Raw genomic sequence first — 25,925 nt, 5'->3', positions numbered from 1 at the left:
CGCGCGGCTTATGCCAGCCGCTCCGCCACCATCCGCCCAATGCGCGCGAACACGGCTTCGATCTGCGCCGCGGTCGGCGCGCCGCCCTGGACATAGGTCGTGATCAGGATCGGCGTGTCGGGCTTCGGCCAGGCGACGACGATGTCCCCCGCCGCGTCCTTGCCATTGAAGCCGGTCTTGTCGCCGATGGTCCAGCCCGCGGGCAGGCCGCCGCGCAGCCTGTTTGCGCCGGTCTTGCAGTTCACCATCCAATCCGTGAGCAGGGCACGTGAGCCCGGCGACAGGGCTTCGCCCACCACCAGGCGCCGCAAATTGCCCGCCATCGCTGCCGGCGTCGTGGTGTCCTGGGGATTGCCAGGCGGTGAGCGGTTGAGTTCGGGCTCATTATGATCGAGCCGCGAGGTGCTGTCGCCAAGCGACCGCCAGAATGCCGTGAGGGCAGCCGGCCCGCCGACCCGCGCCAGCAGCAGGTTGGCGCAGGTGTTGTCGCTAAGCTCGACGATTGCCTTGCACATCTCGGCGACTGACATCGTACCGGCCGCGAGATTCTGCTTGGCGACCGGCGCATACTCCAGCAGATCGGCCTTGCCGTAAGGGATCACGGCCGCGAGTTGCTCCTCGCCGCGATCGACCCGCGCCAGCACGCAGGCCGCGAGCGAGGCCTTGAAGGTCGAGCACATGACGAAGCGCTCATCAGCTCGCCAGCCGAGCTTCTTGCCGGTTGCGAGATTTTCCGCATGGACCCCGACCCGTCCGCCGCTCTCGCGTTCATAGGCCTCGAGCTCGGGCGGTGCCTCAGCTGCGACTACAGGAGATGCGGCCATCCAGCAGAGGGAGGCGAGCAGGGACCGTCGGTCAAGAGGCATGAAGAGCTTTCAGGCGAGTGGAGGTGGGAGATGGATCGCTCACTTCATCCGCATCGTCATTGCGAGCCAACGGGTCCGCGCGAAGCGCGGCCCGATGACAGGCTCCGCGAAGCAATCCAGAGTCTTTGCGCGGAGGGATTCTGGATTGCTTCGTTGCGAGGGCTCCTCGCAATGACGGGGCGAGAGCGGTGCTCGCAATGACAGAGAATGGGGAGCGAGTGCGTCCGATTTCGGGCGAGCCTCCTCACTCCCTCAGGTCATACCGATACGACTTCGATACGATTTGCCAGCCGTCGGCGAGCTTCATCGCGACCAGATAGTCGGTGAAATAGCGCGGGGGCAGTTGGCACCTGACCTTGATGAAGGCGGTCTTGTCGTCGGAGCGGTCGATGGTGACGATGAAGTCCTCGCGCGGCTTGCCTTCGGCCTTGCCGGACGGGCGCTTGCGGACACGGTCGAGCCAGTCCGGCACGGTCAGCACCTGCAATTCACCCTTCTCGACCCAGCGCAAATCCGCTGAAGGATGGAAGATGGCGCCGAGCTTTTCGGCGTCGCCCTCGTAAAGGCCGTCAAAATAGGACTGCACGACAGCTTCGACGCTCGAACGCTTCTGGCTCATGGGTCATCCCTTCATGATGGCTTGGGGCGAACTTAGTCGTATAGGTCAAAATGCGCTATGGCTGTGTCAGCGATTTTGCATCGAGGCTTGCCATGACCGGATCAGACAATTCGAACGCTCGCATCCTGATCGGCGAATGCTATTGCCGCACCGTGCGCTTCGAGGTGGCCGACGCTTTCTCCTATGCGATGAACTGTCACTGCTCGAACTGCCGTCGCACCACCGGCTCCGCCTTCAAGCCGTTCGCCGGCATCGCGCAACACAAGCTCCGCATTGTCCAGGGTGGGGACCAGCGGATGATTTTCGGCGACGACACCACCCATGACGCCCATTGTGGCCGATGCGGCTCGCTGCTCTATTCCCGGGTGCGTGAGGGACAATGGGTCCATGTCGCCATGGGAACCCTGGTCGACGCCCCCTCGATCCGGCCGAGCGCCCATATTTTCGTGGCCTCGAAGGCGCCTTGGCACGAAATTACAGACAATCTACCGCAATATCGGGGGCATGTCGGTGATGGTTAAGGAAACTTTGGCGCGCTGGCCTCGCCGCGAACCGTGGCCGCGTTGGCGTGACAATCAAAGAGGGCTTTCAACCCATCGTCGGCGCAGCCTTCGCGACCTCCATCAATGCATGCGCCAGATCCCGCTCAAGCGCTCCCAAAAGGACTCGAACGGCCCGACCTTCGGAAGTTTTGTCATGCGTAAACTGCTCAGACTTTGCCCGCTTCTCCTTGCCTCAATGCTGCTGTTCGGCACGGATCCCGCTTTCGCCGGTAAGCGCGTCGCGCTGGTGCTCGCCAACTCGGCCTATCAGCACGCGCCGACGCTCACCAACCCCATCAATGACGGGGCGGTGATGGCGAAGACGCTGAAGGACGCCGGTTTCGACAGCGTCGATTACCGGCACGACCTGTCGGCCCTGGATACGCGGCGCGTGCTGCGCGACTTTGCCGACGCGACCCGCACGGCTGACATTGCCGTGGTCTATTATGCCGGCCACGGCCTGGAGGTCGAAGGTTCGAATTATCTGATCCCGGTCGACGCCAAGCTCGAGCGCGACACCGACGTTTACGATGAGGCGCTCTCGCTCGACCGCATCCTCATTGCCATCGAGCCTGCGAAGCAGCTTCGTCTCGTCATTCTGGATGCGTGCCGCGACAATCCGTTCGGCAAGGGGATGAAGCGCACGGCGGTCTCGCGCGCCATCGGCCGTGGCCTGGCCCAGGTTGAGCCGAACAGCCCTAACACGCTGATCGCCTATGCGGCGAAGGCGGGCTTCACGGCGCAGGATGGCGACGGCGCCAACAGTCCCTTTACGGTGGCGCTGTCGCGGCATTTGACGACGCCGGGTCTCGACGTTCGCCGCGCCTTCGGCTACGTGCGCGACGACGTGCTCAAGTCGACCGGCAACAAGCAGGAGCCGTTCGTCTACGGCTCGCTCGGCGGCGAAGACGTGCCACTGGTGCCAGTGAAGGTGGCGGTTGCAGCACCGGGGATGCCCGTGGCGACCCCGCAGGCCGATATCCGCCGCGACTACGAACTCGCGCTCCAGGTCGGCAACAAGGCGGCATGGGATGCCTTCCTCGCCCAGCATCCCGATGGCTTCTATGCGAGCCTTGCCAAGCTCCAGGTTGAGAAGATCGGTGCCGAGCAGGCCCACGCAGCGGCGATCGCGAAGGCGAAGCAGGCCGAGGCCGAACGCGATCGCCTCGCCGCCCTCGGTGCGCAGAAGGATGCGCAGGCCAAAGCCGCGGCCGATGCGAAGGCGGCCGAGCAAGCGCAGCTTGCCGCGCAAAAGGCCAAGGAGCAGGCGCAGCAGCAGGCCGCCGCGGCCGAGCAGCAGCGCGTCAACCTCGCCGCTGCGGCTCCGAGCGCGGCGCCGGCCAGCACGGCGAGCCCTGCCGGCGCCAATGTCGCCTCGCTGACCCCGGCGACCGCGCCGGCCGATCTCAACCGGTCGGTGCAGACCGAGCTTGGCCGCGTCGGCTGCTTCTCAGGCGCAGCCGACGGCAACTGGAATGCGTCTTCGCAGCGCTCGCTGTCGCAGTTCAACCGCTATGCCGGCACCAAGCTCGACGTGAAGGTCGCAAGCACGGATGCGCTGGATGCGGTCAAGGCCAAGCCGTCGCGGGTCTGCCCGCTGGTCTGCGAACACGGCTTCAAGGCCGATGGCGACCAGTGCACCAGGATAGTCTGCGGCAACGGCTATGCGCTGAACGACGACAATGAATGCGAGAAGAAGCGCGCCGCCAAGCCCGCAGCTTCCGCGACCTCGCGCCGCGACGACAGCGAGGACCGTCCGGCGCGGCAGCGTCGCCAGGCCGGCGGTGCGGCTGCCGGAGGCGTGGAAGGTCTTGGCGCCGCCGGCGGGATTGCGGCGGCCGCTGGCGCCGGCCGTGCCGCGGGTGGCGGGCAGGTGTTCTGCAATAGCACCGGCTGCCGCCCGGTCAGCCGCGGTTGCCATCTCGAATATCGCGGTGGCGGCGGCCCCGGCAACGAGGCCAATGCAGAGGTGTGTCACTGAGGTTGGAAGTCTCCCGTCGTCCCCGCGCCCGTGCGCAATTGCGCACCTGGCCGGGCCGGCAGATCAGGCCGAAATCGCGCTCGCCGCGATGTTGACGGTCAGCGCCAGCAAGGCCGTGTTGTAGATGAACGACACGATCCCATGCGCCGTGGCGGTGCGGCGGATCGTCTTGTCGGTGATGCCGACGTCGGAGACCTGTGCGGTCATGCCGATTACGAACGAGAAGTAGACGAAGTCCCAATAGTCGGCGTGGTCTTCCTTGTCGCCGCTCGGGAATTGCAGGCCGCCCGGCTTGGCGCTGCGATAATAATCATGCGCGTAATGCAGCGCGAAGGTCGTGTGCACGGCGGCCCATGACAGCGCGATCGTGGTGATCGCGATGGTCAGCTCCAGCACTCCGCGATGTGGCGTGCCGAGCTCGGAGACGATCGCTGCGATGCCGGCGAAGGCGCCGGTTGCCGTCACCAGCAGGATCACGAAGCGGCCGTCGTCCTGCATGGCCGCAGCGCGGCGGATGTGCTGGTGGTCGTTGCACAGCATCATCGCATAGACCAGTACGAGATAGACCGCGATCAGTGCATCCCAGCCGAACAGAAGCCGCGTCACCAGCCGGAACGAGCCCGGCAGCAGCAGGCTGACCAGGACGCCGGCGGCGAGCGCGATGAAAGTCCGTGGCCGGGCATAGATCAGCCGCAGCGGCCGCGACATCTTGCGGAAGCGGACGAGGGCGGGGTCTTCCTTGCCGTTGCCCGCCATCGCAGCGCGTCAGTTCTTCCGCTCGGCGACGAAGCGCGCGGCGGCCTGCAGCACGGCGGCGCGGTCGCCGAAGATCGACACGGCACTGTCGGCTCGGGCGAGCAGGTCACGCACGCGCTGCTTGGCGCCTTCGATGCCGAGCTGGGTGACGAAGGTGGTCTTGCCGAGCGCGGCATCGGCGCCGGCCGGCTTGCCGAGCGCGGCCGCATCGCCCTCGACGTCGAGCAGATCGTCGGCGATCTGGAAGGCCTCGCCGAGCGCACGGCCGTAATCGTCGAGTGCCTGATATTCCTTTTGCGAAGCCTGGCCGAGAATTGCACCGGCGATGCAGCCGTAGCGCAGCAGCGCGCCGGTCTTCATCTGCTGAATGCGGGCGACGTCGATCGGCTCGTTGCCGCCAAAGCGGCCTTCGCCGGCGAGATCGAGGATCTGGCCGCCAACCATGCCGCCGATGCCGGCGCAACGCGCCAGCGCGCGCGTCAAGAGGAGCCGCACATTGGCGTCGCGATGGATCTCGTCGCGGGTGACGATGTCGAAGGCGAGCGTCAGCAGTCCGTCGCCGGCGAGGATCGCGGTCGCGTCGTCGGTGTGCTTGTGCAGGGTGGGACGGCCGCGGCGCAGGTCCGAATTGTCCATCGCCGGCAGATCGTCATGGATCAGCGAATAGCAGTGGATGCATTCCAGCGCGGCGCCGACCAGCAAGGCCGCCTCGCGGGCAACACCGAACACGGCGGCGCTCTCGACCACCAGGAACGGCCGCAGGCGCTTGCCGCCGTTCAGGCTCGAATAGCGCATTGCGTCCATCAGTCGCTTGGGCCGGGCGATCTCATCGTGCAGGATGTCGTCCGACAACAGGCGCCCGAGCAGGGCCTCGGTGTCATCAGCGGTCTTGTCCAGACGCTTGGCAAAATCGGACGGGGACGTGCCGGTCATCAAGAAGGGCTCCAGAACTAAAATTCGGCCGGACAATCCTTTATGCGCCGGCCCCAGTCAATCGTTTGGAAGGCCTAAAAACTGCTGGAAAAGGCCCGAATTATCACAGACTTAATGCTGGGTTCGGTGGCCGCATTTCATTTTGCGCCGGAAAGGTTGATTTGCGCATTGTCAAAATCCTTCTCCTGGTGCTCGCGGTTGCGCTGCTCGCGCCCTATGTGATCGCGCCATTCTACCGCACCGGCCATCCCGTTTCGACGCTGATGGCCTGGCGCGCGTTTCGCGGCGTGTCGATGCAGCGGGAATGGATCGATCTGGCGGCGATGTCGCCCTCACTGCCGCGATCGGTGATTGCGGCCGAGGACGCGCATTTCTGCAAGCATCACGGCATCGATTGGGGCGCGTTGCGCGAGGCGATCGACGATGCAAAGGAGGACGGTACGCCGTTCCGGGGCGCCTCCACGATCACCCAGCAGGTCGCGAAGAACCTGTTCCTCTGGCAGGGTCGGGATTTCGTCCGCAAGGCGCTCGAATTCCCGCTGGCGCTATGGATCGACCTGGTCCTGCCCAAGGCCCGGATTCTCGAAATTTACCTGAACATCGCCGAGCTCGGCCCGCAGGGGCAGTTTGGCGTGGCGGCGGGCAGCGCCTATGCCTTCGGCAAATCGGCCGCCAGCCTTTCCCCGCGTGAGGCGGCCCTTCTGGCCGCGATCCTGCCGAATCCAGTCAAACGCAGCGCCAAAACCCCCGGCCCGGGTGTCCGGCGGCTGGCGGCGACCTACATGGCGCGGGGGCAGGCGACCTCGCTTGCGACCTGCTGGCGGGAAAATCGCTGATTTTGAGCCCATTTCGGGCGCATTTTCCGCCCCAAGAGCCTAGCTTTACGGCCAGCCTTCCTCTATAAGCCCGGCCTTGATCGGCATTCAGCTCGCCTCGTTATTTGCGGGTGCTGAGCCGTCCCTTCGCGGACGATGCCCTGATGACACCAATCCCTAGAGGATATTGAAATGGCCGTTCCGAGAAGAAAAACCTCGCCGTCGCGTCGTGGCATGCGCCGCTCGGCAGACGCCATCAAGAAGCCGACCTACGTGGAAGACAAGGATTCCGGCGAGCTCCGTCGTCCGCACCATCTCGACCTCAAAACCGGCATGTACAAGGGCCGGCAGGTCCTGAAGAAGAAAGAGTCCTGAGCCTCAGGAACTTTCTCCGGGCAGGATGATGTTGCCTGCCTGATTTCGGCCCACCCATGAGATAGACGATGACGGCGGCGGAGCGAATGCTTCGCCGCCGCATTGTCCTGTCCGGATATCATGATCGAGAAGGCATTTTGCCGATGGTCGGTTTCCCGCTGCTTCTGATTCCGCTCGCGGTGTACAACATCATCGCCTTCCTGATGCCCAGCGTGTCCTTCTCGGACGTGCTGTTCAAGGTGCCGATGATCACGGGCGAGAGCTGGCCGGTCACGCTCGCCGATCTCCTGCTCGCACTGGGCGTGGTGCTGCTGCTGCTCGAGGTGGTCAAAGGCGCGCGGCCCGGCTCGAAATTCCTGATGGACCATCTGCTGTCGCTGATCGTGTTCGGCGCGGCGGCCGCCGAATTCGTGATGTGGCCCAAATTTGGCAACTCGACCTATTTCCTGCTGGTGCTGCTCGCGATGGCGGATTTCCTCGGCGGCATTGCCCAGCGCACGCGTCGCCGCGTCACCTATGTGGCCGAGACGACGGTGCCGGTGCCGCGCAAGGCCAAGCGTCAGGCAGAAGCGCCGGCGGAGGATGTGGCGGCCGCGCGCAAGTTCGAACCGGTGATTGCGCCGCAGCCCGCACCGGTCGAGCCTCCCGCACCCTCGGCGCAATCCGTCGCGGAATCCGTGCTGATGGACCATCCTGCGCCCAAGCCCGTAGCAGGCGCGCCTTCGCCGGAAATTCCCTCGCCGCAGCTGCAGCCGGGTAACGGCACGCCGCCGTCTTCCGACACGCCGCCGCGCTGACCGGCATCAAGCCCCCTGCCGTGTCCGCGCGCTGACGCTTTGCAGCGGACGCTTGCTGCCATAGGCCATCCGCGCATCCTCGGAAGAGGCGCGGCGGAGCCGGCTGGTCTGCGGCAGCTGCTCGGCATTGGCGATCAATTGTGTGATGAAGCTGGGATCGGGGCGCGGCAGCGACGCCTTGCGGACCCACCGCAATGTCGGCATCAGCGGCACCAGGGCCGTGCCTGTGCCGTTGTCCGCCGCGTCCGATCGATCAGTACCTAACATCGCTATCACCGTTGATCCGGCGCAAATTGTCGCGTTTCGGGACGCTGGCGCCGGTGCGTGCCATGTACTCGCAAGGCCTATGCCGGACGGACGGGTTTGGTTCCCTCGCCCGGACAAACGTGGTTTCCAAATTGTTTATCAACTTTGCCTAGGGTTGAAGACGAATCTGGCTTTATCCTGTGCCGGCTCAGGACTCCCGCTGTCCCGAAATGAGGCGATTTTGAACCCCGCATTACCGCAAGCCTCCGAGATCCTGGCCGCCCTCGGCCAAGCCGTGTTTGCCTGGGACATCGGCAGTGATGCGATCGTCTGGAGTGACCAGATCTCCAGCGTCTTTCCCGGCATTCCTGCCGAGCGGCTGGCGACCGGCGCCGAATTCGCCAAGCTGATCGAGCCCGGGCCGGCGCTGCGGACCGCCGCGCTGGCGCAGACGTCCGCCGTGCACGGCGCCGGCGGTACGCCCTACCGGATCGAGTATGGCGTGCGCATGAGCGCCTCCGATCCCGTGATCTGGATCGAGGAGACCGGCCGCTGGTTCGCCGGCCCCGACGGCCGCCCCACGCGCGCGATCGGCTCCGTTCGCATCAACAATGAGCGCCATGCCCGCGACGAGGAGCTGACGAAGCAGGCCCGGCTCGATCCTTTGACCGGCGAGCTCAACCGCTCGCATCTGATCGCGGCGCTGGCCGAGGCGATCGAGGAGACGACGCGCTTCCGCTCGACCGCGGCGTTCATGCTGGTCGGGATCGATCATCTCGCCCGCGTCAACGACGCCTTCGGCTTCGACGTGGCGGATGCCGTGATCCTCGACATCGGCAAGCGCATTCGCTCGCGCCTGCGCGGCGGCGACGTGCTCGGTCGCTTCTCTGGCAACAAGTTCGGCCTTATCCTGAAGAACTGCACCGTCGACGACATGAACGTCGCTGCCGAGCGCTTCCTCGCCGGCATCCGCGATGAGGTGGTGCCGACCAAGTCCGGTCCGGTCTCGGTCACCGCCTCGATCGGCGCGGTCAGCGTGCCGCGCTATGCCCGCAGCACCGACGAGGCCGTCAACCGCGCCCATGAGACGCTGGACGCCGCCAAGCGCCGCCGCGCCGGCTCGTTCGCGGCGTGGCGCCCGGATGCCGCGCGCGACGCGCAGCGCCGCGTCAACATCCGCGTCACCGACGAGATCGTCACCGCGCTGAACGAGCGCCGCATCAAGCTCGCCTACGAGCCGGTGGTGTCGGCCGACTCGCGCGAGCGCGCGTTCCACGAATGCCTGGTGCGGATGGACCAGGGCGACGGGCAGGTGCTGCTCGCGCCTGATATCGTGCCGGTGGCCGAACGGCTCGGCCTGATCCGCCTGGTCGACCATCGCGTGCTCGAGCTCGTTGTCGCCGAGCTTGCTGCCGCCCCCGACATCTGCCTCAGCCTCAATATCTCGCCGGATACCACCATGGACCCGGACTGGTGGGCGGGAATCGAATCGCTGATGCAGGCCCATCCCGGCGTTGCCGAGCGGCTGATCGTCGAGATCACCGAGACGGTCGCGATCCAGGACATCGATGACGTCCGTGCGTTTGTCGGCCGCCTCAAGCATTTCGGCAGCCGCATCGCCATCGACGATTTCGGCGCCGGCTACACTTCGTTCCGCAATTTGCGCAAGCTCGGCGTGGATATCGTGAAGATCGACGGCGCGTTCGTGCAGAACATCACCCATTCCGCCGACGACCGCGCCTTCGTGCAGACCCTGATTGATCTCGCCCGCCGCCTCGACATCAAGACCGTCGCCGAATGGGTGCAGGACGAAGAGGCCGCCAACATGTTGCGCGAGTGGGGTTGCGACTACATCCAGGGCCGGCTGATCGGGCTTGCCTCTGCGGAGCGCCCGTGGGATGCGCCGCCGGACAATGTGCTGCCTGCGGCGAGCTGAGATATCGTAGATGCCTTCGGGTGGGCAAAGGGCGCACTTGCGCCGTGCCCACCAATTCTCTGATGGATACAGATCGTGGGCACGCTTCGCTTTGCCCACCCGAAACCAATCCACCCTGCAAGACCTCTTCACGCCCCCTCGTCCAGCGCTACCAGCTCGCGCTTCCTGCGCAGTGAGGGCAGCAACGGCGCGATCAGCAGCATGAGCGCGAACGCGAGACACGCCCCCGAGATCGGCCGCTGCACGAAGGTCCAGAGGTCGCCCTGCGACAGGATCAGCGACTTGCGCAGATTGTTCTCCATCATCGGTCCCAGCACGAAGGCCAGCACCAGCGGTGCCGGCTCGTAGCCGAGCTTGCGCATGAAATAGCCGACGATGCCGAACGCGATCATCACATAGACGTCGAATACGTTGTTGCTGGAGCAGTAGACGCCGAGGATGGTGAACAGGATGATCAGCGGAAACAGGATGTTGTAGGGCAGCTTGAGCAGCTGCACCCACATGCCGATCATGGGCAGGTTCAGGATCAGCAGCATGACGTTGCCGATATACATGCTGGCGACGATGCCCCAGAACAGGCCGGGGTTTTGCGTGATCAGCAGCGGCCCCGGCTGCAGGCCGTGAATGACGAAGGCCCCGAGCAACAGCGCCATCACCACGTTGGGCGGGATGCCGAGCGTCATCAGCGGAATGAAGGCGCCGCCCGCCGCGGCGTTGTTCGCCGATTCCGGCCCTGCGACACCTTCGATCGCGCCGTGGCCGAAACGCTCGGGCGTCTTCGAGAGCCGTTTCTCCAGGGCATAGGAGGCAAAGGACGCCACCACGGCGCCGCCGCCCGGCAGGATGCCGAGGAAGAAGCCGAGGATGGTGCCGCGGCCGACCGGGCCTGCGCTCGCCGTCCAGTCCTCCCTGCTGGGCAGGAGGTGGGTGATCTTGGTGTTGATGATGTCGCGCTTGATCGCCTGCTCGGTGTTGAGCAGCACCTCGGCAACGCCGAACAGGCCCATCACCACGGGCACGAGCCCGATGCCGTCGATCAGCTCCATGCGGCCGAAGGTCAGACGCGGCTGCGCCGTGATGCTGTCGAGCCCGATCAGTCCGAGCACGACGCCGATGCAGGCCATCAGCAGCGCCTTCGGCATCGAGCCCTGCGTCAGGAAGGTGAGCACGACGAGGCCGAGCACCATCAGGCTGAAATACTCGGCCGGCCCGAACGCAATGGCGACGCTGGCAAGTTTCGGCGCGACCAGCATCAAGGCGATCAGTGCAAACGTGCCGGCAATGAAGGAGCCGAAGGCCGAGATGCCGAGCGCAGGGCCGGCGCGGCCCTGCTTTGCCATCTGGTGGCCGTCGATACAGGTGACGACGGAAGCCGCCTCGCCGGGGATGTTGACCAGGATCGAGGTGGTCGAGCCGCCATACATCGAGCCGTAATAGATGCCGGCCATCATGATGATGCCGGATTCCGGCGTTCCCGACAGCGTCACGGGCAACAAGAGCGACATCGCCGAGATCGGCCCGATGCCCGGCAGTACACCGACCAGCGTGCCGATGAAGACGCCGATGAAACAATAGAGCAGGTTGATCGGCAGCAGCGCGACGCCGAACCCGTGGGCGACATTGACGAGCGTATCCATGGCGTCAACCGATCCCGAACAGGCCCGAGGGCAGCTGGATCAGCAGCAGCCGCTTGAGCACCCACCACATGCCCCATGGCACCAGCACGGCGATCGGAATCGCCAGCGTCCATCGGACCGGATCGATCAGCCGCAACAGCAGCAGCATCAACGGGATCGACGACAGCAGAAAGCCAACCGGCTCCAGCGCGACGGAGAATGCCGTAAGGCAGGCGATCAGCAGGAGCGGCTTGCTCCAGCGCACGTTCTCCCAGCGCGAGGCCAGCGTCGGACCGCCTTCCGTGACCGCCGAGACGATGATGGCGCTGGCGAAAACGCACATCAGGATGCCCGTGTAGAACAGCACGTAGCCCGATCCGGGATCGTTGATGGTGCCCAGCTTGAGCTTCATGCCCGACCAGATCACGAAGCCGCCGAGCGCGAGCCCGATCAGCCCGCCCCAGAGTTCGGAGTTGCTGAGGCGGAGCTTGACGTTGGTTGGGTCGTTCATGTGAGACACCTCTCGACCACCGTCACCCTGAGGTGGCCGCTCCTTCAGCGGCCCTCGAAGGGCGACGGTGCCTGTGTCCATCCTTCGAGGCGAGCCGCGAGGACGGCTCGCACCTCAGGATGACGTCAGAATTTGCAGTAGCTGAAACTGTTCTTCGCCATTCTATTTCTTCGCCAGCCCGAGCGTCTCGATCACCTTCCGCTCGGACTCCGTGACTTCGACGACGAACTTCTTGTAGTCCTCGGTGTTCTTGTAGTTCGGCACCATGTCGTATTTGGCGAGCGTCGCCACGACCGCGGGATCCTCGACCGCCTTCTTGAATGCATCGTGCAGCTTGGCGACGATCTTCGGATCCATGCCTTTCGGGCCGGCGATGCCGAATGGGGAGTCATAGACCATGGGATAGCCGAGCTCCTTCAGCGTCGGCACGTCGGGATAGTTCGGCGAGCGTGAGCCGGTCCATACCATCAGCAGGCGGAGCTTGCCGGCGTCGACCAGCGGCCGCCATCCCGTGGAGTCCGCCTGCAGCATGGTGTGCTGTCCCAGCACCGCAGCGTTGGTTTCCGCGCCGCCCTTGAAAGGGACCTGCGTCAGCTTGATGCCGGACATCCCGGCGATCTGCTCCATGCCGATATGCAGCGAGGTGCCGGCGCCCGGCGTGGCATAGGTCACCTTGCCCGGGTTCGCCTTGGCGAACTCCACCACGTCCTTCCAGCTCTTGAACTGCGACTCCGCACTGGTGGTCACACCGAAGGTATAGCCGGTGAGGTGGACGATGTAGGTGAAGTCCTTGGCCGGATCCCACGATACCTCCTGCATCAAGGGCAGGCGGAACACGGTGATCGGAATCTGCGAGATGGTGTAGCCGTCCGGCTTCGCGGCCGCTGCCATGGTCGCCGGTCCCACCGTGCCGCCGCCGCCGGCCTTGTTGTCGATCACGATCGGCTGCCCCAGCACCTTCGAGGCGCTGTCGGCGATGGCGCGCATCGAGATATCGGTCGATCCGCCGGCCGGCCACGGCACGATCAGCGTGATCGGCTTGCTGGGATAATCCTGCGCGCTGGTCACCGTCGAGACCAATGCGCCCATGGCAACATGCATCGCGGCAAATGCGATCGTCTTCAGCCCGTATCGCGGCATCGCAATTCCTCCCTTCGCGACAGCCTCCTCGGGCCGTCGTTTCTCTTTCTTGTGAGGTGATTGTTCCCGAAATCGAGGGAGAAGAAAAGCGCATTGCGCCGACCGCGCGCGGCGGCCAATGCAGCAATCCCGGCCGAACCGGTACGTGCGACAATTCGTCGTTTGGTGGTGTGCCGAGAGACGGAATTTGAGGTGGCGGAAAGCCGTTACGCGACGCGCCGGACCGTGTTCAGCGTCTCGATGGTGCGGCCGACCTCCGATGCCGGGCACGGCTTGCCGAAATAATAGCCCTGAACGGCGGTGCAGCCGCATTCGCGCACGAAGTCGAGCTGCTCTTCGGTCTCCACGCCCTCCGCCGTGGTCTCGACGCCGAGCACGGAACCGAGGCTTGCGATGGTGCGAACGATGGCGACGCTCTCCGGGCTTTCGCCGAGCGTGCCGACGAAGGAGCGGTCGATCTTGATGCGGTCGAACGGAAACTTGCGCAAATAGCTTAGCGAGGAATAGCCGACGCCGAAATCGTCGAGGCTGACGCGGATCCCCAGCGCGCGGAGCTGGTGCAGGATCTCGATCGTCGCCTCACTGTCGTCGAGCAGCGCCGTCTCGGTGCCCTCGAGCTGGAGCCGCTGCGGCGGCAGGCCGGCCTCCGCAAGTGCGCTCGTCACCATTGCCACCAGTCCGCGCGAGCGGAACTGCACCGGCGACAGGTTCACTGCAACCGTGACATCCGGCCATGACGCGGCCGTGACGCAGGCCGTCCGCAGCCCCCATTCGCCGATCGGAACGATCAAGCCGTTCTCTTCCGCGATCGGAACGAACTCGGCCGGCGAGATGAAGCCGCGCGAAGGATGTCTCCAGCGCAGCAGGGCCTCGAAGCCGGTGAGCTCCGACGACTCGAGCCGCATCTGCGGCTGAAACACCAGGTGGAATTCGTGTGCCTCTAGTGCGCCGCGCAGATCTTGCTCCAGCGCATGCCGGCTGCGCGCCTCCTCTTCCATCTCGGGCTCGAACAGCTGATAGGCGCCGCGCCCCCTGGCCTTGGCCTGGTACAGCGCGAGGTCGGCGCACTTCATCAGTTCGTCCGCATCGAGCCCGTGATCGGGCGCGATCGCGATGCCGACAGAGGCGCCGACATGGATCGACTGGCTTTCCAGCGGCGGCGGATGACCGAGGACCTCGACCAGGCGTCTGGCCAGCTTTTCCGCCGATTGCGGTTGCGGTCCGCGCTGGAGAACGGCGAATTCGTCGCCGCCGAGGCGCGCGACGGTATCGTGCTCGCCGACATTCTCCTTCAGGCGTGCCGCGACCCAGCGCAGCAGGCGGTCGCCGGCGGCGTGGCCGAGGCGGTCGTTGACGGTCTTGAAATTGTCGAGGTCGAAGCACAGCACGGCCATCGCGCCGCCGGCGATCGCGACCTGGTTCAGACCCTCGCTCATCTTCTCGCGGAACAGCGTGCGGTTGGGCAGGTCGGTCAGCGAATCGTGCCGCGCCATGTGCGCCACGCGCGCCTGGGCCTTGTGGCGCTCGGTGACGTCTTCATAGGTGACGACCCAGCCGCCATGCTCCATCCGCTTGTGATTGAGCTTGATGATGCGGCCGTCGCTCAGATGGCGATGCAGCGTATGCTCGCCTTCGCGCAGCCGCTCGACATAGTCGGCATAGAGCTTGGCCCCCGTCATGTTCGGGTGGATGCCGAGCTCGCAGCTGTGCTCCATGATCTCGCGCATCGAGACGCCGGGCTTCACGATGTCGGGCGACATGCCGTACATCTCGACATAGCGGCGGTTGCAGACGATCACGTGCAGGCTCGCATCGAGCATGCACAGGCCCTGGCTCATGTTGTTCAGCGCCGCGTCGAAGCGGCGGTACTGCTCACTCAGCTGCTCGATGACGCGCTCACGCTCGGTGATGTCCTCATAGGTGGCGACGAAGCCGCCCTCGGGCAGCGCGCAATAGCGTACCGAGACCACGGTGCCGTTCGACATGCGCCGACGCATCGGTGAGCGGTCGCGGCTCGCGATTCGCGCGCGGGCCGCTTCCGTGATTTCTCCTGGGCTGTATTCCGAGGCGAACGCGCCGTTCGCCATCGAACGTTCGATCAGCTCGGCGAGATGCGTGCCCGGCCGCGTCTCCTCCGGCGACAGCAGGTAGATCTTGCGGTAGGTGGTGTTGCAGACGCGAAGGCGCATGTCGCTGTCGTAGAGGGCGAGCCCGTGCGCCATGTTCTCCAGCGCCGCATCCAAGATGAAGTTCTGCTGCCGCAGCGTTTCCTCGTATTGCAGCCGCTCCGTGACATCCTCGTGCACGGTGACCCAGCCGCCGTCCGGCAGGAAGCGGGAGACCGTCTGCACCATGCGTCCGTCATAACGCATCACCAGCAGGGATTTCTCTCGTCTGGTGCGCACGTCCTCCAATCTGGAACTACGGAATTCGTCGGTCGGCATGCCCGGCTGGTTGCCGCGCGACACCCAATGGTCGAGCACCGCACGATGCGAGACGCCCGGCTGCACGATCTGGGGGTCGAGGTTGTAGAGATTCAGGAAGCGGTCGTTGCAGACGACGACGCGGCTGTCGGCGTCGTACATGATGAGGCCGTGCGACATGTTGGCGAGCGCGTGCTGGCTGCGCTCGGTCTGCACGCGCAATTCCGCTTCGAGCCGGGCGAGGCGGGGGACGTCGTCGCAGATCGTCATCCAGCCACCGCCCGGAAGCGGCTTCAGCTCGAGCGACATGACGAGGCCGGTCGCAAGTCGCTGCTCGGTCCGGAACGGTTTGCCTGCGGCAATCTGGGCGATCCGCGCCGAATAGAGCGCGTCAAGCTCGCTTTCCGGAAAGTTGCCGCGCCCGGCGCTGTGTGCGAGCACCTCGCGGTAGCTGGTGCCCACCCGCACGATGTCGCCCGACATGTCGAACAGGGACAGGTAGCGTTGATTGACCAGCACGATCCGGTTGTCGGCATCGTAGACGCAGACGCCCTGTTCCATGTGGTCGAGCGCGAGCTGGCTCAGCGCGACCAGGGCCTCCGGACCCTGCTCGCGGCGTGCACCAAGCTCGTTGTCGCAGGTCGAACTCATGGGATCGGCGGGGTCTCGGCGAGCAATAGACTTAACGCAACCTAATTCAGCCGCCGAGGGTAGCGAAGAGGCGGGAAAATTCCCTTAAGCGCCGTAGTTTACGGAGGATGACCGGCGATAGACAAAGGGCGCGTAAATGGCCAGCCGACAAGGCGATAGGCTGTAGCCCGGATGAGCGCAGTGATATCTGAGAGTTCCCGCTTGCCGCTACGCTCATCCGGGCGACAGAGCGAGCGTTGCCCTAAGGCCCGTACAACACGAGTTCCGTGTCGGTGAGATCGCCAAGCTGCGGCCGGTGGGGACCCCTGAAATATTTGCGACCGCGCCGCTCGGTGTAAATACCGACAAGGCCGGGAATCGGGCCATTGGCATCGACCGTTACCGCGACCTTGCCGAGCCGGAGCAGCAGGCGGCCGATACGGCCTGCGCAAGCGGCGTATTCCGCGGCGCTGCGGCAATAAATCAGCTTCATCGCAGGCGGTGCAATGAAGCCGCGGCGGATGCGCACGGGTTGCAGAATGAAGGGGAACGTTCCCTTCGGCGTGCGGCAGACCAGGCTGAGGCAATTGTAGCGCGCATGCCGCGTCAGCAGCTCGGTCTCGGCGTCGGAAAGCCCCTCGATCGACTTGGCGTGAGGTGAGATGCCCTCGATCTCGCTCCCGCGCGGGGCGCCTGCCAGTGCAGGAACCGAGAAGAATATGCCGCGGCAATAGGCGCGAAAGCCCTGGGTCTCGATGATCGGCCAGGTCCACGGCGCCGGACTGATGTTGAAATACGTCACGTCTTTGTGCCGCTGGGCAATCTTGGTCAGCAGCGGAGCGTAGTTGCGGTAGGCCGGATCGACATACCAGCTCGACAAATTGCACTGGATGGTGGTCTCTTCGCCGTCCTTGCGCGCGGTGTAGATCAGCAGCAGCACGCCGACCGGCGTGCCATCATGGTCGAGCATGTAGCCGAAGCGCGGATAGCCCTCCGGCACGGCCCGGAAGGCCTGCCGGCGCAGGCCCTGGATCCAATAGTTGCGCGAGCGGCCCACGAATCCGCGCGTCAGCAAGTCCGCGATCGCTTCTGCGTCGGACTCCGTGATCTCGCGGCATCGGATCTTGGTGTGGATCACGCTCGTTTTGCCCGTGGAAATGACCGGCCTCGTTCGGTTAGCGCCAGCCCTCGACATGGGCATTGGCCGGAGCAAGCGGCTGCAGGCCCAGGACGTCCCGCACCTTGGCGGGCCAGGCGGAAAGGTCGGTGCCGTGGGTGTGGAACATGGCGACAGCCAGCCGATCCATGCCGAAAGCGACGCAGCCCGTGTGCGCCGGCTCGCCATTGGCGTCCTGAATGCCCCAGGTCGTGCCGAAATGCTCACGGTGATAGTTGAAGCTCATGCAGGCGGTCGGATGCTCTTCGGAGCGCAGCGGAATCAGGAGCTCGAATTTGAGCTGCTGCTGCTTCTGGCTAACCGCCTTCATCTGGCCGACGCGACCGAAGAACGGATCGCTGGCGTAGTCGACACGGAAGGTGAGGCCGAGGTCGGTCGCGATCTTCTGCGCGCGGACCATCCAGCGCTCGCGGAAATCTGCGACGTCGTCGGGGCTGCCGATGCAAACATATTCGCGCATCCGGAACGATTGCAGGCGGTCGAGATGCTTCGACGGCTCGCGGCGGAAGCAATCGGCGGCAACGTCGAAGCGCAGGCCGCCCTTCGGCAACGGTCCGCGGCTCGCCGCGATCGGATAGACCGGATAGCAGGCGGCAGGCGACAGCACGAGGTCGGCGGGCGACAGCGAGGTGGTCCAGTCGCCGCCGGCATGGAAGCGGCTCACCGCGGCGTTGATCTCGCGTTCGGTCCCGTGCAGGCCGCAGACGCAACCGAGCAGGTTCGGAAAGCTCTTGAGGTAGCCGGATTTTTCGAGCTGGGCCCGGCTCATCACCGGCGGGAAACGCATCACCTCGGTACCGGTCTCGCGATGGCCAGTGATCAACGCGGCCAGCTTCTCGACGACGCCTTCATACAGTGCGGTGCGGGCATAGACGCCGTCGGCGCCCATGCGATGGAACAGCTTGTCGGCGAGATGGTCGAGCGGATCAACGATTTGCGGCGCGGTTTCCGGCGAATTGGGGAGGACGGCAATATTCATGGGGCGATGTCCTGCTATCTCGAAATTGTTCTTGTTGGTCTGGGTCGGCAAGGCACGTCAGTCGCGAAGGCTCGACGGCACGCCGCTCATCAGGGTCGAGGTCGCGGCGTTGGCCAGAATGCGGTCGTTGTTGATCATGATCGGCGACGACAATACGTCGCGGAGGTGCCGGCCCATGGTGAACTCGCCGTCGTTGCGGTAGCCCGAAAGGCCCGCAGTGCGCATCGCATGCATCACGGTTTCGACCGCGAGCTCGGAGGCCTGCACCTTCAGAAGCGTGATCGAAGACTGGAAGTCGAGCGAGCCGAGCGCGCGCTCGTCATGCTCGGCGCGGGCGAACGCGTCGATGTTGGTGGCGAGCAGCGCGCGCAGCTTGGCCAGCGACATCTTGGCCGCGGTGAAATGCGCAGCGGCCGGCGGCATCTGGCCGCCGGACGAGCGCGCCGCCTTGCGGATGAAGGCCTGCGCGCGGGTAACGGCTGCGGCGGCAATGCCGGCCCAGGCCGACGACCAGCATAGATGCGCGAACGGCGTCATGGTCTGGGCATGGATCTTGTCGTAGGATTCCGGGAAGACGCGGTCGGCGGGGCAATCGACCTTCAGCTCGAAGCCCGTCGAGCAGGTGCCGCGCATCCCCAGCGTTTCCCAGCCCAGCGTCCGCTTCAGCGAATAATCGTCCTTGGCGAGTGCCAGCAGCACCTGATCGGAGGCGGCAGCGTCGGTGGCGCGGCGGGCGATGGTGACGAGGCCGTCGGCCTCGGCCCCGTAGGAGATCACGGTGGCGTCGCGGACCAGCGAGATGGTGTCGCCGGCGTGGTCGACGGCAGCGGCGCTGGCGCGGATGTTGCCGCCGTTCTGGCCTTCGGTGGTGGAGGAGGCGAGCAGCCACTGGTCGCGGGCGACCCGGCGCATCATGGTTTCCATCCAGGGGATGCCGTGGCCGTGCCTGATGACGCAGGCCACCTTGGTCTGATGCATCGCGTAGATCATCGCCGTCGAGGCGCAGGCGCGTCCGAGCGTGTAGCAGATGTCGGTGACGTCGTAGATGGAGGCGCCGAAGCCGCCGAACTCGACCGGGATCATGACGCCGAGCAGCTTCTGTTCGCGGGCGACCTCGAAAGCCTTGTGCGGAAAACGGGCGTCGCGATCGACCTGGTCGGCGTCGGCCGCAGCGGCGGTGGCGGTCCGGGCGGCACGCTCGGTCAGGGAAGGTCCCTGCTCGAGCAAGCTCGTCTGCGTTTCGTCGACAGTGAGGACTGCTTCACGCACGTTCATACTTGTCCGCCTCCGGTTTGCCGTTCGAGATCGCCGGCATCATTCGCGATACCGCTGAAAGCGATCCTCCGGTCATCTTTGCTTGTGAGACGAGGCTACGGATTTAATTCAAATTCGTCGATGAAATAGAGGGTAAACAAAGCCCAATTCCGAACGAACAGTTAAAGCCCAGTTGTTTGCATCTGCCGATTTTCGGACATCGTATTAGGAATCTGGAAGAAGCCTGAATTCCAGACAATCTGAGTCATCGTTTACTAAGAAACGGGAAGTATTGCTGTCGCCCATTGCGGGACCGGCAGACCGCGCCCATCGTAGCGGAAAGCCGGTCCGGACCTTCGACAGACAGACGGGAATTTGCCGATGCAAGCCTTTGACGACGACGTGCGCAATCGCATCATCAAGCTGGTGAAGGGCATCCTGCAGCAGAATTCGCTCAGCGCTGACGTCACACCGTCCACCAAGCTCGTCGATGCCGGCCTGACCTCGATGGACATGGTCAACCTGATGCTCGGCGTCGAGGCCGAATTCGACTTCACCATCCCGCAGTCGGAGATCACGCCGGAGAATTTCCAGTCCGTCGAGACGCTGGAACGGATGGTGGCGACCCAGCTGCAGCCGGCGACCGCGGCCTAGTCAGATCATCCGTGTTATCCCTGCACTCGCAGGGACCACACTGAGTGTGCGGCCATCGGCCCTCACACCATCGGCATCATCCCTCCGCCCCCGTTCCAAAACCGCCCCAAAGCTGGCATAGCTTAACCATGTCGCATGGAGCTGACAGGGTGGAGCAGGCATGACGCAGGCGGTATTGGGCATCATCGGCGGCTCGGGCATCTATGACCTGCCGGGTCTCGAGGATGCACGCGAAGAGCTGATCAAAAGCCCTTGGGGTGAGCCGTCGGCGCCCTTGAGGCGCGGTTCCATCGCCGGCCTGCCCATTGTATTCCTGCCGCGGCACGACAAGGGCCACCGGCTGTCACCCTCCGACATCAACTATCGCGCCAATATCGACGTGCTGAAGCGCGCCGGTGTCACCGACTTGATCTCGCTGTCGGCCTGCGGCTCCTTCAAGGAGGAACTGCCGCCAGGCACCTTCGTTCTCGTCGATCAATTCGTCGACCGCACGCACAAGCGCGAGAGCTCGTTCTTCGGGCGGGGCTGCGTCGCGCATGTGTCGATGGCGCATCCCGTCTCGCCGCGGCTGCGCATCCATCTCGCTGCAGCGGCCGAGGCCGAGGGCATCACCGTGGTGCGCGGCGGAACCTATGTCTGCATGGAGGGGCCGCAATTCTCCACCTATGCGGAGAGCATGACGTACAAGACGCTGGGCTATTCCGTGATCGGCATGACCAACATGCCCGAGGCGAAGCTCGCACGCGAGGCGGAGATCTGCTACGCGACCGTCGCCATGGTCACCGATTTCGACTGCTGGCATCCGGACCACGATGCCGTCACCGTGCAGGACATCATCCGCGTATTGACGTCGAACGCCGACAAGGCGAAGGCGCTGGTGGCGCGGCTGGCCAAAGATCTTCCGCGCGAGCACGAGCCGTGTCCGATCGGCTCCGACCGCGCGCTAGACACCGCGCTGATCACGGCGCCCGAAGCGCGGGATCCCGAGCTTCTCAAGAAGCTCGACGCGGTGGCGGGACGCGTGCTGCGGGCGTGAGACGCAAGACGAGGTACGAAAAGGCAGAATGCCATGAAGGTCGACGGCAAGCATTTCCGCAGCATCTGGCGCGAACGTGACGGCTGGTCCATCGGCGCGATCGATCAGCGCCGATTGCCACACGAGTTCGTCGTCGCGAAGCTGACATCGTGTGAAGACGCGGCCGTCGCGATCCGCGACATGCTGGTGCGCGGCGCGCCGCTGATCGGCGCTACCGCGGCCTATGGCATGGCGCTCGGCATGCGCGAGGACGCCTCCGGCGCGGGCCTGACGCGCGCTTATGACACGCTCGTGGTGGCGCGGCCGACGGCAATCAATCTGAAATGGGCGCTGGACGAGATGCGCGCGACGCTCGCGCCGGTCGATCCGCTGGAGCGGGCCGAGGCAGCCTACGCGCGCGCCGACGAGATCGTCGAGCAGGACGTCGAGATCAATCGCGGCATCGCCGGCAACGGGCTGAAGCTGATCGAGGCGATCGCAGCGAAGAAGCCGGGCGAGACGGTCAATTTGCTGACCCATTGCAACGCCGGCTGGCTCGCCACCGTCGATTGGGGCACGGCGACGGCGCCGATCTATCTCGCCCATGAGCGCGGCATCAAGGTCCACGTCTGGGTCGACGAGACGCGTCCGCGCAATCAGGGCGCCTCGCTCACGGCCTGGGAGCTCGGCCATCACGGTGTGCCGCACACGGTGATTCCCGACAACACCGGCGGGCACCTGATGCAGCACGGCATGGTCGATCTCGCCATCGTCGGCACCGACCGCGTCGCCGCCAATGGCGACGTCTGCAACAAGATCGGCACCTATCTGAAGGCGCTCGCCGCGCACGACAACAACGTGCCGTTCTACGTCGCGCTGCCGTCGCCGACGATCGATTTCGCGGTCCATGACGGCATCCGCGACATCCCGATCGAGCAGCGCAGCGGCGCGGAGGTCACCGACATGACCGGCCGCACCGCGGACGGCCGGCTGGAGACGGTGCGCATCGTGCCGGAGAATTCACCGGTCGCGAACTACGCCTTCGACGTCACGCCGGCGCGTCTCGTGACGGGTCTGATTACGGAGCGCGGCGTGCTGAAGCCGGATCGTGCTTCGCTGGCGGCGGCGTTCCCGGAACGGGTCACCGCTTCGGCGGAGTAGCCAGCTCGCAATAACAAGTCTGCGGAAGCGGCGTACGCCGGTCGCTCCCTCACCCTGAGGAGCCGCGAAGCGGCGTCTCGAAGGGCGAGGGCCACAGGAGGGCCTGCATCCTTCAAGACGCGCGCTAAGGCGCGCTCCTCAGGATGAGGAGTTGGCCGTGCGCTACCCCAGCTTCAGCCCCGTCGCCTTCTCGAGCTCGGCAATCGCCTGCGCGCCGCTCGTCACCTTGATCGTGGTCATGCCCATCTCGCGCGCCGGCTTCAGATTGACGCCGAGATCGTCGAGATAGACGCACTTGTTCGGATCGACCTTGAGCGTCTCGACCATCCGCGCGTAGATGCGCGGGTCGGGCTTGCGCAGGCCGATCTTGGCGGATTCGATCACGTGATCGAACAGCACCATGACTTCGGCGATGTAGAGCGAGCGTCCGGTCAGGCTTCCGATGGCATTGGCTGGGAGGTTGTTGGTGATGCAGCCGGTCTTGAATTGCGCCTTGATTCGCTTCAGGGCCTCGACCATCTCGGGGCGCAGATCGCCCTGCAGCAGCGGCAGCACGTCGCGGCCGCGTACCTCCGCGCCGAGTGCCAGCGACTCCTCGGCGAACAGGCGATCGAACGTCTCGATATCGACCTCGGCGCGTTCGAACCTGGCCCAGGCATTTTCCAGATGGTTGGCGGCATTGGTGCGCCGGATGATGTCGACAGGCAGGCCGCGCGCCGTCTCGAACCGCGCAAACGCCTCGAACGGTGAACTCGTCAGCACGCCGCCAAAATCAAAGATAACCGCCTCGACCGTCACGATCCTGCCCTCGTCAATTCCTTTCCAAGAGGGCTAGCATGCGCTATCGGCAAGGGCCAGTCCGAAGCAATCCGCCGCCGTCACTGATGCCGAAGCGTGTTCCCATGACAAAGCTTGCAACCCTCATCATCGCCGCGCTGCTGCTCGCTGCGCCCGCGCGCGCCATCGTCGGCGGCGGTACGCCGCAGGCCGACGGCGTAGCGCGCGCCGTGGTCACCATCGTTGGCTCGCGCGGCAATTTCTGCACCGGCAGCTTGATTGCGCCACGCGTGGTCCTGACGGTCGCGCACTGTGTGCAGCCTGGCGCGGACTACAAGATCGTCGATCGCGGAGCCGACGGTGCCCCGCAATTGCTGAACGTGCGCACCGTCGCCATCCATCCGAACTTCAATATGCAGGCGATGCAGGCGCATCGTGCCACCGCCGACGTGGCATTGCTGCAACTGGAAATTCCACTCAAGGGAAAATCCACGATGACGGTCGGCATGCCGCAAATTCCAATCCAGGTCGGCAGCCGCTTCGTCATCGCCGGCATCGGCGTCACGGTACGCGGTGACGGCAAGAGCGGCGGCGCGACGCGTGTCGCCGCGCTCGTTGCCACGGGCCAGCCCGGCACTCTCCAAATCCGGCTGGTTGATCCCGTAACCAACGGTGTTCGCGATGGAATTGGCGCCTGCACGGGCGATTCCGGTGGCCCCGTGCTGGAGGACAGGCCGAATGGTCCCATCCTTGTCGGCCTCATCAGCTGGTCCACCGGTCCGAACGGCGCAGCCGGCTGCGGTGGATTGACCGGCGTCACGCCGCTCACGCTCTATCGCGACTGGATCTTGCAGACCGCGCGGAGCTGGGGTGCGGGCCTGTGATTTGACCTCGATTTGATCTATGTCATTTTGAAGCGGAAGCGCGATGGGCGACCATGCCCGTCGCGGAGGAAACGCGTCGTCCGGACAAGGGCGGCCACAAAAACAAGCAAGGCATAGAATCAACAATGAATGTCGCTGTTCGCAGTCACGCCATGGCCAAACAGGCATCGGAACATTTCGACGTGCTGATCGTCGGCGCCGGCATCTCCGGCATCGGTAGCGCCTATCACATCCAGAAGCAGCTTCCGGGCACGAGCTACGTCATCCTGGAGACGCAGGAAACATTTGGAGGCACCTGGAGCACACATCGCTATCCCGGCATTCGCTCCGACAGCGATCTCCATACTTTTGGCTACAGCTTCAAGCCGTGGGTCGGGCCGCCGATTGCGACCGCCGAGGAGATCCTCTCCTATATGAAAGAGGTGATCGACGACAACGATATCGCGCGGCATATCCGCTACAAGCACAAGATCAATTCGGCGAGCTGGTCGAGCGAGCACAATCTCTGGACCATCGAGGCGGTGACGACCGACACCGCAGAGCCCAGGACCTTCACCGCGAACTTCCTCTGGATGTGCCAGGGCTATTACCGCCATTCGGAAGGCTACACGCCGGAATGGAAGGGCATGGACCGCTTCAAGGGCCGCATCGTCCATCCCCAGACCTGGCCTGACGATATCGACCTCACCAACAAGAAGGTCGTCGTGATCGGCTCGGGCGCCACCGCGGCAACGCTGGTGCCGAACATCGCGGACAAATGCGCCCATGTCACCATGCTGCAGCGCTCGCCGACCTATTTCCGACTCGGCCGCAACGCCATCGAGATCGCGGAGGAGCTGCGCCGGCTGCAGGTCGATGAGGCCTGGATCCACGAGATCGTGCGGCGCAAGATCCTGTTCGAGCAGGACGCCTTCACGAAACTCTGCGTCTCCAAGCCCGAGCAGGTGAAGAAGGAGCTGATCGGCCAGATCAGCGCGGTGCTCGGCCCGGACTACGATGTCGAGACACATTTCACGCCGAAATACCGGCCGTGGCGGCAGCGTATTGCCTTCGTGCCCGATGCCGATCTGTTCAAGGGGATTGCCAGCGGCAAGGCCTCGGTCGTCACCGACGAGATCGAATGCTTCGTCGAGAAGGGTATCCAGCTCAAGTCGGGCAAGGTGCTCGAGGCCGACATCATCGTCACCGCGACCGGCTTCAATCTCGCGGCGCTCGGCGATATCGCGTTCGAGATCGACGGCAAGCCGCTCGCCTTCGGCGATGCCGTCACCTACCGCGGTATGATGTTCACGGGCGTTCCGAACATGGTCTGGGTGTTCGGCTATTTCCGCGCCAGCTGGACGCTGCGGGTCGACCTCGTCGCCGATTTCGTCTGCAGGCTGCTCGGACACATGAAGGCGAAAGGCGCCAGGAGGGTCGAGGTCAAGCTGCGACCTGAAGACCACAACATGCCGATCCTGCCCTGGATCGATCCGGAAAACTTCAATCCCGGCTACATGATGCGCAACATGGATCTGTTGCCCAAGCGCGGCGACAAGCCGGAATGGCAGCACAGCCAGGATTACTGGACCGAGAAGGACGAGATTCCGAAGACGGACCTCGACGACAAGGCGTTTGTCTATGGGTGAGGGGCTGTTGGCGTAAGGGGCGGCGGGCGCCCGCCACACGCTCCGCCGTCGTCCCGGGGCGCGAAGCGAACTCGGGACCCATAACCACAGGAAGGGGTGGTTACGGGGACTCGGAGTTACCAACTCGCGCCAAACATCTCCCTGTGGTTATGGGTCCCGGATCGGCGCGCGCTTGAGGCGCGCTTGTCCGGGACGACACCGTGGATCGGG

24 protein-coding genes are annotated in these 25,925 nt (G+C 64.8%); 11 read left to right on the top strand and 13 right to left on the bottom strand.

What is annotated here, in order from left to right; translation table 11 throughout:
* Positions 1 to 8: 8 nt before the first annotated feature.
* Both bla and X268_RS31220 read right to left on the bottom strand, forming a co-directional pair.
* Entirely contained in the window at positions 9 to 866 is an 858-nt protein-coding gene (bla, locus tag X268_RS31225) for a class A beta-lactamase (RefSeq protein WP_128928501.1), read from the bottom strand.
* Positions 867 to 1,110: 244 nt separating this feature from the next.
* A complete protein-coding gene (locus X268_RS31220) occupies positions 1,111 to 1,485 on the bottom strand; it encodes a nuclear transport factor 2 family protein (RefSeq protein WP_128928500.1) in 375 nt (124 codons plus the stop codon).
* 92 nt (positions 1,486 to 1,577) lie between these two features.
* On the opposite strand from X268_RS31220, the gene X268_RS31215 reads away from it, so the two are divergent.
* Together X268_RS31215 and X268_RS31210 are read left to right on the top strand one after the other, a co-directional pair.
* Positions 1,578 to 2,006 carry a GFA family protein gene (locus tag X268_RS31215; protein WP_164938032.1) on the top strand — a complete coding sequence of 143 codons (429 nt, stop codon included), beginning with the start codon at positions 1,578 to 1,580 and terminating at the stop codon, positions 2,004 to 2,006.
* Between the two features lie 175 nt (positions 2,007 to 2,181).
* The gene (locus tag X268_RS31210; RefSeq protein WP_128928498.1) at positions 2,182 to 4,008 is read left to right on the top strand and encodes a caspase family protein; all 1,827 of its coding nucleotides are present in this window, start codon (positions 2,182 to 2,184) and stop codon (positions 4,006 to 4,008) included.
* Positions 4,009 to 4,071: 63 nt separating this feature from the next.
* Here the strand turns inward: X268_RS31210 and X268_RS31205 are convergent, their stop codons facing one another.
* Positions 4,072 to 4,764, bottom strand: coding sequence for a DUF1345 domain-containing protein (locus X268_RS31205; RefSeq protein WP_128928497.1), 693 nt, complete (start codon positions 4,762 to 4,764; stop codon positions 4,072 to 4,074).
* Between the two features lie 9 nt (positions 4,765 to 4,773).
* Positions 4,774 to 5,697, bottom strand: a complete 924-nt coding sequence (locus X268_RS31200) for a polyprenyl synthetase family protein (RefSeq protein ID WP_128928496.1) — start codon at positions 5,695 to 5,697, stop codon at positions 4,774 to 4,776.
* A 161-nt stretch (positions 5,698 to 5,858) separates the two neighbouring features.
* On the opposite strand from X268_RS31200, the gene mtgA reads away from it, so the two are divergent.
* The 3 genes from mtgA to X268_RS31185 all read left to right on the top strand — a co-directional run bounded on the left by mtgA (position 5,859) and on the right by X268_RS31185 (position 7,684).
* Positions 5,859 to 6,533 carry a monofunctional biosynthetic peptidoglycan transglycosylase gene (mtgA, locus tag X268_RS31195; RefSeq protein WP_128928495.1) on the top strand — a complete coding sequence of 225 codons (675 nt, stop codon included), beginning with the start codon at positions 5,859 to 5,861 and terminating at the stop codon, positions 6,531 to 6,533.
* A 171-nt stretch (positions 6,534 to 6,704) separates the two neighbouring features.
* Positions 6,705 to 6,887, top strand: a complete 183-nt coding sequence (gene rpmF, locus X268_RS31190; protein ID WP_007598106.1) for a 50S ribosomal protein L32 — start codon at positions 6,705 to 6,707, stop codon at positions 6,885 to 6,887.
* 143 nt (positions 6,888 to 7,030) lie between these two features.
* On the top strand, positions 7,031 to 7,684 hold the full coding sequence (locus tag X268_RS31185) for a hypothetical protein (RefSeq protein WP_164938031.1): 654 nt from the start codon (positions 7,031 to 7,033) through the stop codon (positions 7,682 to 7,684).
* A 6-nt stretch (positions 7,685 to 7,690) separates the two neighbouring features.
* Here X268_RS31185 and X268_RS31180 read toward each other — a convergent pair whose 3' ends face one another.
* Positions 7,691 to 7,951, bottom strand: a complete 261-nt coding sequence (locus X268_RS31180) for a hypothetical protein (protein ID WP_164938030.1) — start codon at positions 7,949 to 7,951, stop codon at positions 7,691 to 7,693.
* A 220-nt stretch (positions 7,952 to 8,171) separates the two neighbouring features.
* Here X268_RS31180 and X268_RS31175 point away from each other — a divergent pair, with 220 nt between their 5' ends.
* Positions 8,172 to 9,866, top strand: coding sequence for a bifunctional diguanylate cyclase/phosphodiesterase (locus X268_RS31175; protein WP_128928492.1), 1,695 nt, complete (start codon positions 8,172 to 8,174; stop codon positions 9,864 to 9,866).
* A gap of 128 nt (positions 9,867 to 9,994) precedes the next feature.
* Here the strand turns inward: X268_RS31175 and X268_RS31170 are convergent, their stop codons facing one another.
* From X268_RS31170 to X268_RS31140, 7 genes are all read right to left on the bottom strand, one after another.
* On the bottom strand, positions 9,995 to 11,503 hold the full coding sequence (locus tag X268_RS31170) for a tripartite tricarboxylate transporter permease (RefSeq protein ID WP_128928491.1): 1,509 nt from the start codon (positions 11,501 to 11,503) through the stop codon (positions 9,995 to 9,997).
* 4 nt (positions 11,504 to 11,507) lie between these two features.
* The gene (locus tag X268_RS31165; RefSeq protein WP_164938029.1) at positions 11,508 to 11,993 is read right to left on the bottom strand and encodes a tripartite tricarboxylate transporter TctB family protein; all 486 of its coding nucleotides are present in this window, start codon (positions 11,991 to 11,993) and stop codon (positions 11,508 to 11,510) included.
* A gap of 162 nt (positions 11,994 to 12,155) precedes the next feature.
* Positions 12,156 to 13,133 (bottom strand): tripartite tricarboxylate transporter substrate binding protein, encoded by a 978-nt coding sequence (locus tag X268_RS31160; RefSeq protein ID WP_128928489.1) that lies wholly within the window; start codon positions 13,131 to 13,133, stop codon positions 12,156 to 12,158.
* A 206-nt stretch (positions 13,134 to 13,339) separates the two neighbouring features.
* Entirely contained in the window at positions 13,340 to 16,207 is a 2,868-nt protein-coding gene (locus X268_RS31155; RefSeq protein ID WP_128928488.1) for a PAS-domain containing protein, read from the bottom strand.
* A 241-nt stretch (positions 16,208 to 16,448) separates the two neighbouring features.
* Complete coding sequence (locus X268_RS31150) at positions 16,449 to 17,324, bottom strand: acyl-CoA acyltransferase (RefSeq protein ID WP_128928487.1); 876 nt, start codon at positions 17,322 to 17,324, stop codon at positions 16,449 to 16,451.
* Positions 17,325 to 17,361: 37 nt separating this feature from the next.
* The gene (locus tag X268_RS31145) at positions 17,362 to 18,342 is read right to left on the bottom strand and encodes an amino acid--[acyl-carrier-protein] ligase (RefSeq protein WP_128928486.1); all 981 of its coding nucleotides are present in this window, start codon (positions 18,340 to 18,342) and stop codon (positions 17,362 to 17,364) included.
* 57 nt (positions 18,343 to 18,399) lie between these two features.
* Entirely contained in the window at positions 18,400 to 19,617 is a 1,218-nt protein-coding gene (locus X268_RS31140; protein ID WP_128928485.1) for an acyl-CoA dehydrogenase family protein, read from the bottom strand.
* A 360-nt stretch (positions 19,618 to 19,977) separates the two neighbouring features.
* Between X268_RS31140 and X268_RS31135 the strand changes: the two genes are divergently transcribed.
* The 3 genes from X268_RS31135 to mtnA all read left to right on the top strand — a co-directional run bounded on the left by X268_RS31135 (position 19,978) and on the right by mtnA (position 22,426).
* A complete protein-coding gene (locus tag X268_RS31135) occupies positions 19,978 to 20,250 on the top strand; it encodes a phosphopantetheine-binding protein (RefSeq protein ID WP_128928484.1) in 273 nt (90 codons plus the stop codon).
* A gap of 160 nt (positions 20,251 to 20,410) precedes the next feature.
* Positions 20,411 to 21,286: an S-methyl-5'-thioadenosine phosphorylase gene (locus X268_RS31130; protein ID WP_128928483.1), complete on the top strand. Its 876-nt coding sequence runs from the start codon at positions 20,411 to 20,413 to the stop codon at positions 21,284 to 21,286.
* A 33-nt stretch (positions 21,287 to 21,319) separates the two neighbouring features.
* Complete coding sequence (gene mtnA, locus X268_RS31125) at positions 21,320 to 22,426, top strand: S-methyl-5-thioribose-1-phosphate isomerase (protein ID WP_128928482.1); 1,107 nt, start codon at positions 21,320 to 21,322, stop codon at positions 22,424 to 22,426.
* Between the two features lie 162 nt (positions 22,427 to 22,588).
* Here mtnA and X268_RS31120 read toward each other — a convergent pair whose 3' ends face one another.
* Positions 22,589 to 23,224 carry an HAD-IA family hydrolase gene (locus tag X268_RS31120; RefSeq protein ID WP_128928481.1) on the bottom strand — a complete coding sequence of 212 codons (636 nt, stop codon included), beginning with the start codon at positions 23,222 to 23,224 and terminating at the stop codon, positions 22,589 to 22,591.
* Positions 23,225 to 23,328: 104 nt separating this feature from the next.
* Between X268_RS31120 and X268_RS31115 the strand changes: the two genes are divergently transcribed.
* The gene (locus X268_RS31115) at positions 23,329 to 24,087 is read left to right on the top strand and encodes a S1 family peptidase (protein WP_164938027.1); all 759 of its coding nucleotides are present in this window, start codon (positions 23,329 to 23,331) and stop codon (positions 24,085 to 24,087) included.
* 125 nt (positions 24,088 to 24,212) lie between these two features.
* Complete coding sequence (locus tag X268_RS31110; protein WP_164938026.1) at positions 24,213 to 25,715, top strand: flavin-containing monooxygenase; 1,503 nt, start codon at positions 24,213 to 24,215, stop codon at positions 25,713 to 25,715.
* Positions 25,716 to 25,925 lie beyond the last annotated feature (210 nt).

The sequence above is a fragment of the Bradyrhizobium guangxiense genome, assembly GCF_004114915.1.
In the GTDB taxonomy this organism is placed as follows: Bacteria; Pseudomonadota; Alphaproteobacteria; order Rhizobiales; family Xanthobacteraceae; genus Bradyrhizobium; species Bradyrhizobium guangxiense.
Note: the sequence above shows the minus strand (reverse complement) of the source record. Positions and strands in the feature narration are given on the sequence as shown.

Bases quoted from the DNA above. Each gene is read 5' to 3' on its own strand.
- bla (WP_128928501.1), bottom strand. From the start codon at position 866: ATGCCTCTTGACCGACGGTCCCTGCTCGCCTCCCTCTGCTGGATGGCC.
- X268_RS31220 (WP_128928500.1), bottom strand. From the start codon at position 1,485: ATGAGCCAGAAGCGTTCGAGCGTCGAAGCTGTCGTGCAGTCCTATTTT.
- X268_RS31215 (WP_164938032.1), top strand. From the start codon at position 1,578: ATGACCGGATCAGACAATTCGAACGCTCGCATCCTGATCGGCGAATGC.
- X268_RS31210 (WP_128928498.1), top strand. From the start codon at position 2,182: ATGCGTAAACTGCTCAGACTTTGCCCGCTTCTCCTTGCCTCAATGCTG.
- X268_RS31205 (WP_128928497.1), bottom strand. From the start codon at position 4,764: ATGGCGGGCAACGGCAAGGAAGACCCCGCCCTCGTCCGCTTCCGCAAG.
- X268_RS31200 (WP_128928496.1), bottom strand. From the start codon at position 5,697: ATGACCGGCACGTCCCCGTCCGATTTTGCCAAGCGTCTGGACAAGACC.
- rpmF (WP_007598106.1), top strand. From the start codon at position 6,705: ATGGCCGTTCCGAGAAGAAAAACCTCGCCGTCGCGTCGTGGCATGCGC.
- X268_RS31185 (WP_164938031.1), top strand. From the start codon at position 7,031: ATGGTCGGTTTCCCGCTGCTTCTGATTCCGCTCGCGGTGTACAACATC.
- X268_RS31180 (WP_164938030.1), bottom strand. From the start codon at position 7,951: ATGTTAGGTACTGATCGATCGGACGCGGCGGACAACGGCACAGGCACG.
- X268_RS31170 (WP_128928491.1), bottom strand. From the start codon at position 11,503: ATGGATACGCTCGTCAATGTCGCCCACGGGTTCGGCGTCGCGCTGCTG.
- X268_RS31165 (WP_164938029.1), bottom strand. From the start codon at position 11,993: ATGAACGACCCAACCAACGTCAAGCTCCGCCTCAGCAACTCCGAACTC.
- X268_RS31160 (WP_128928489.1), bottom strand. From the start codon at position 13,133: ATGCCGCGATACGGGCTGAAGACGATCGCATTTGCCGCGATGCATGTT.
- X268_RS31155 (WP_128928488.1), bottom strand. From the start codon at position 16,207: ATGAGTTCGACCTGCGACAACGAGCTTGGTGCACGCCGCGAGCAGGGT.
- X268_RS31145 (WP_128928486.1), bottom strand. From the start codon at position 18,342: ATGAATATTGCCGTCCTCCCCAATTCGCCGGAAACCGCGCCGCAAATC.
- X268_RS31140 (WP_128928485.1), bottom strand. From the start codon at position 19,617: ATGAACGTGCGTGAAGCAGTCCTCACTGTCGACGAAACGCAGACGAGC.
- X268_RS31135 (WP_128928484.1), top strand. From the start codon at position 19,978: ATGCAAGCCTTTGACGACGACGTGCGCAATCGCATCATCAAGCTGGTG.
- X268_RS31130 (WP_128928483.1), top strand. From the start codon at position 20,411: ATGACGCAGGCGGTATTGGGCATCATCGGCGGCTCGGGCATCTATGAC.
- mtnA (WP_128928482.1), top strand. From the start codon at position 21,320: ATGAAGGTCGACGGCAAGCATTTCCGCAGCATCTGGCGCGAACGTGAC.
- X268_RS31115 (WP_164938027.1), top strand. From the start codon at position 23,329: ATGACAAAGCTTGCAACCCTCATCATCGCCGCGCTGCTGCTCGCTGCG.
- X268_RS31110 (WP_164938026.1), top strand. From the start codon at position 24,213: ATGAATGTCGCTGTTCGCAGTCACGCCATGGCCAAACAGGCATCGGAA.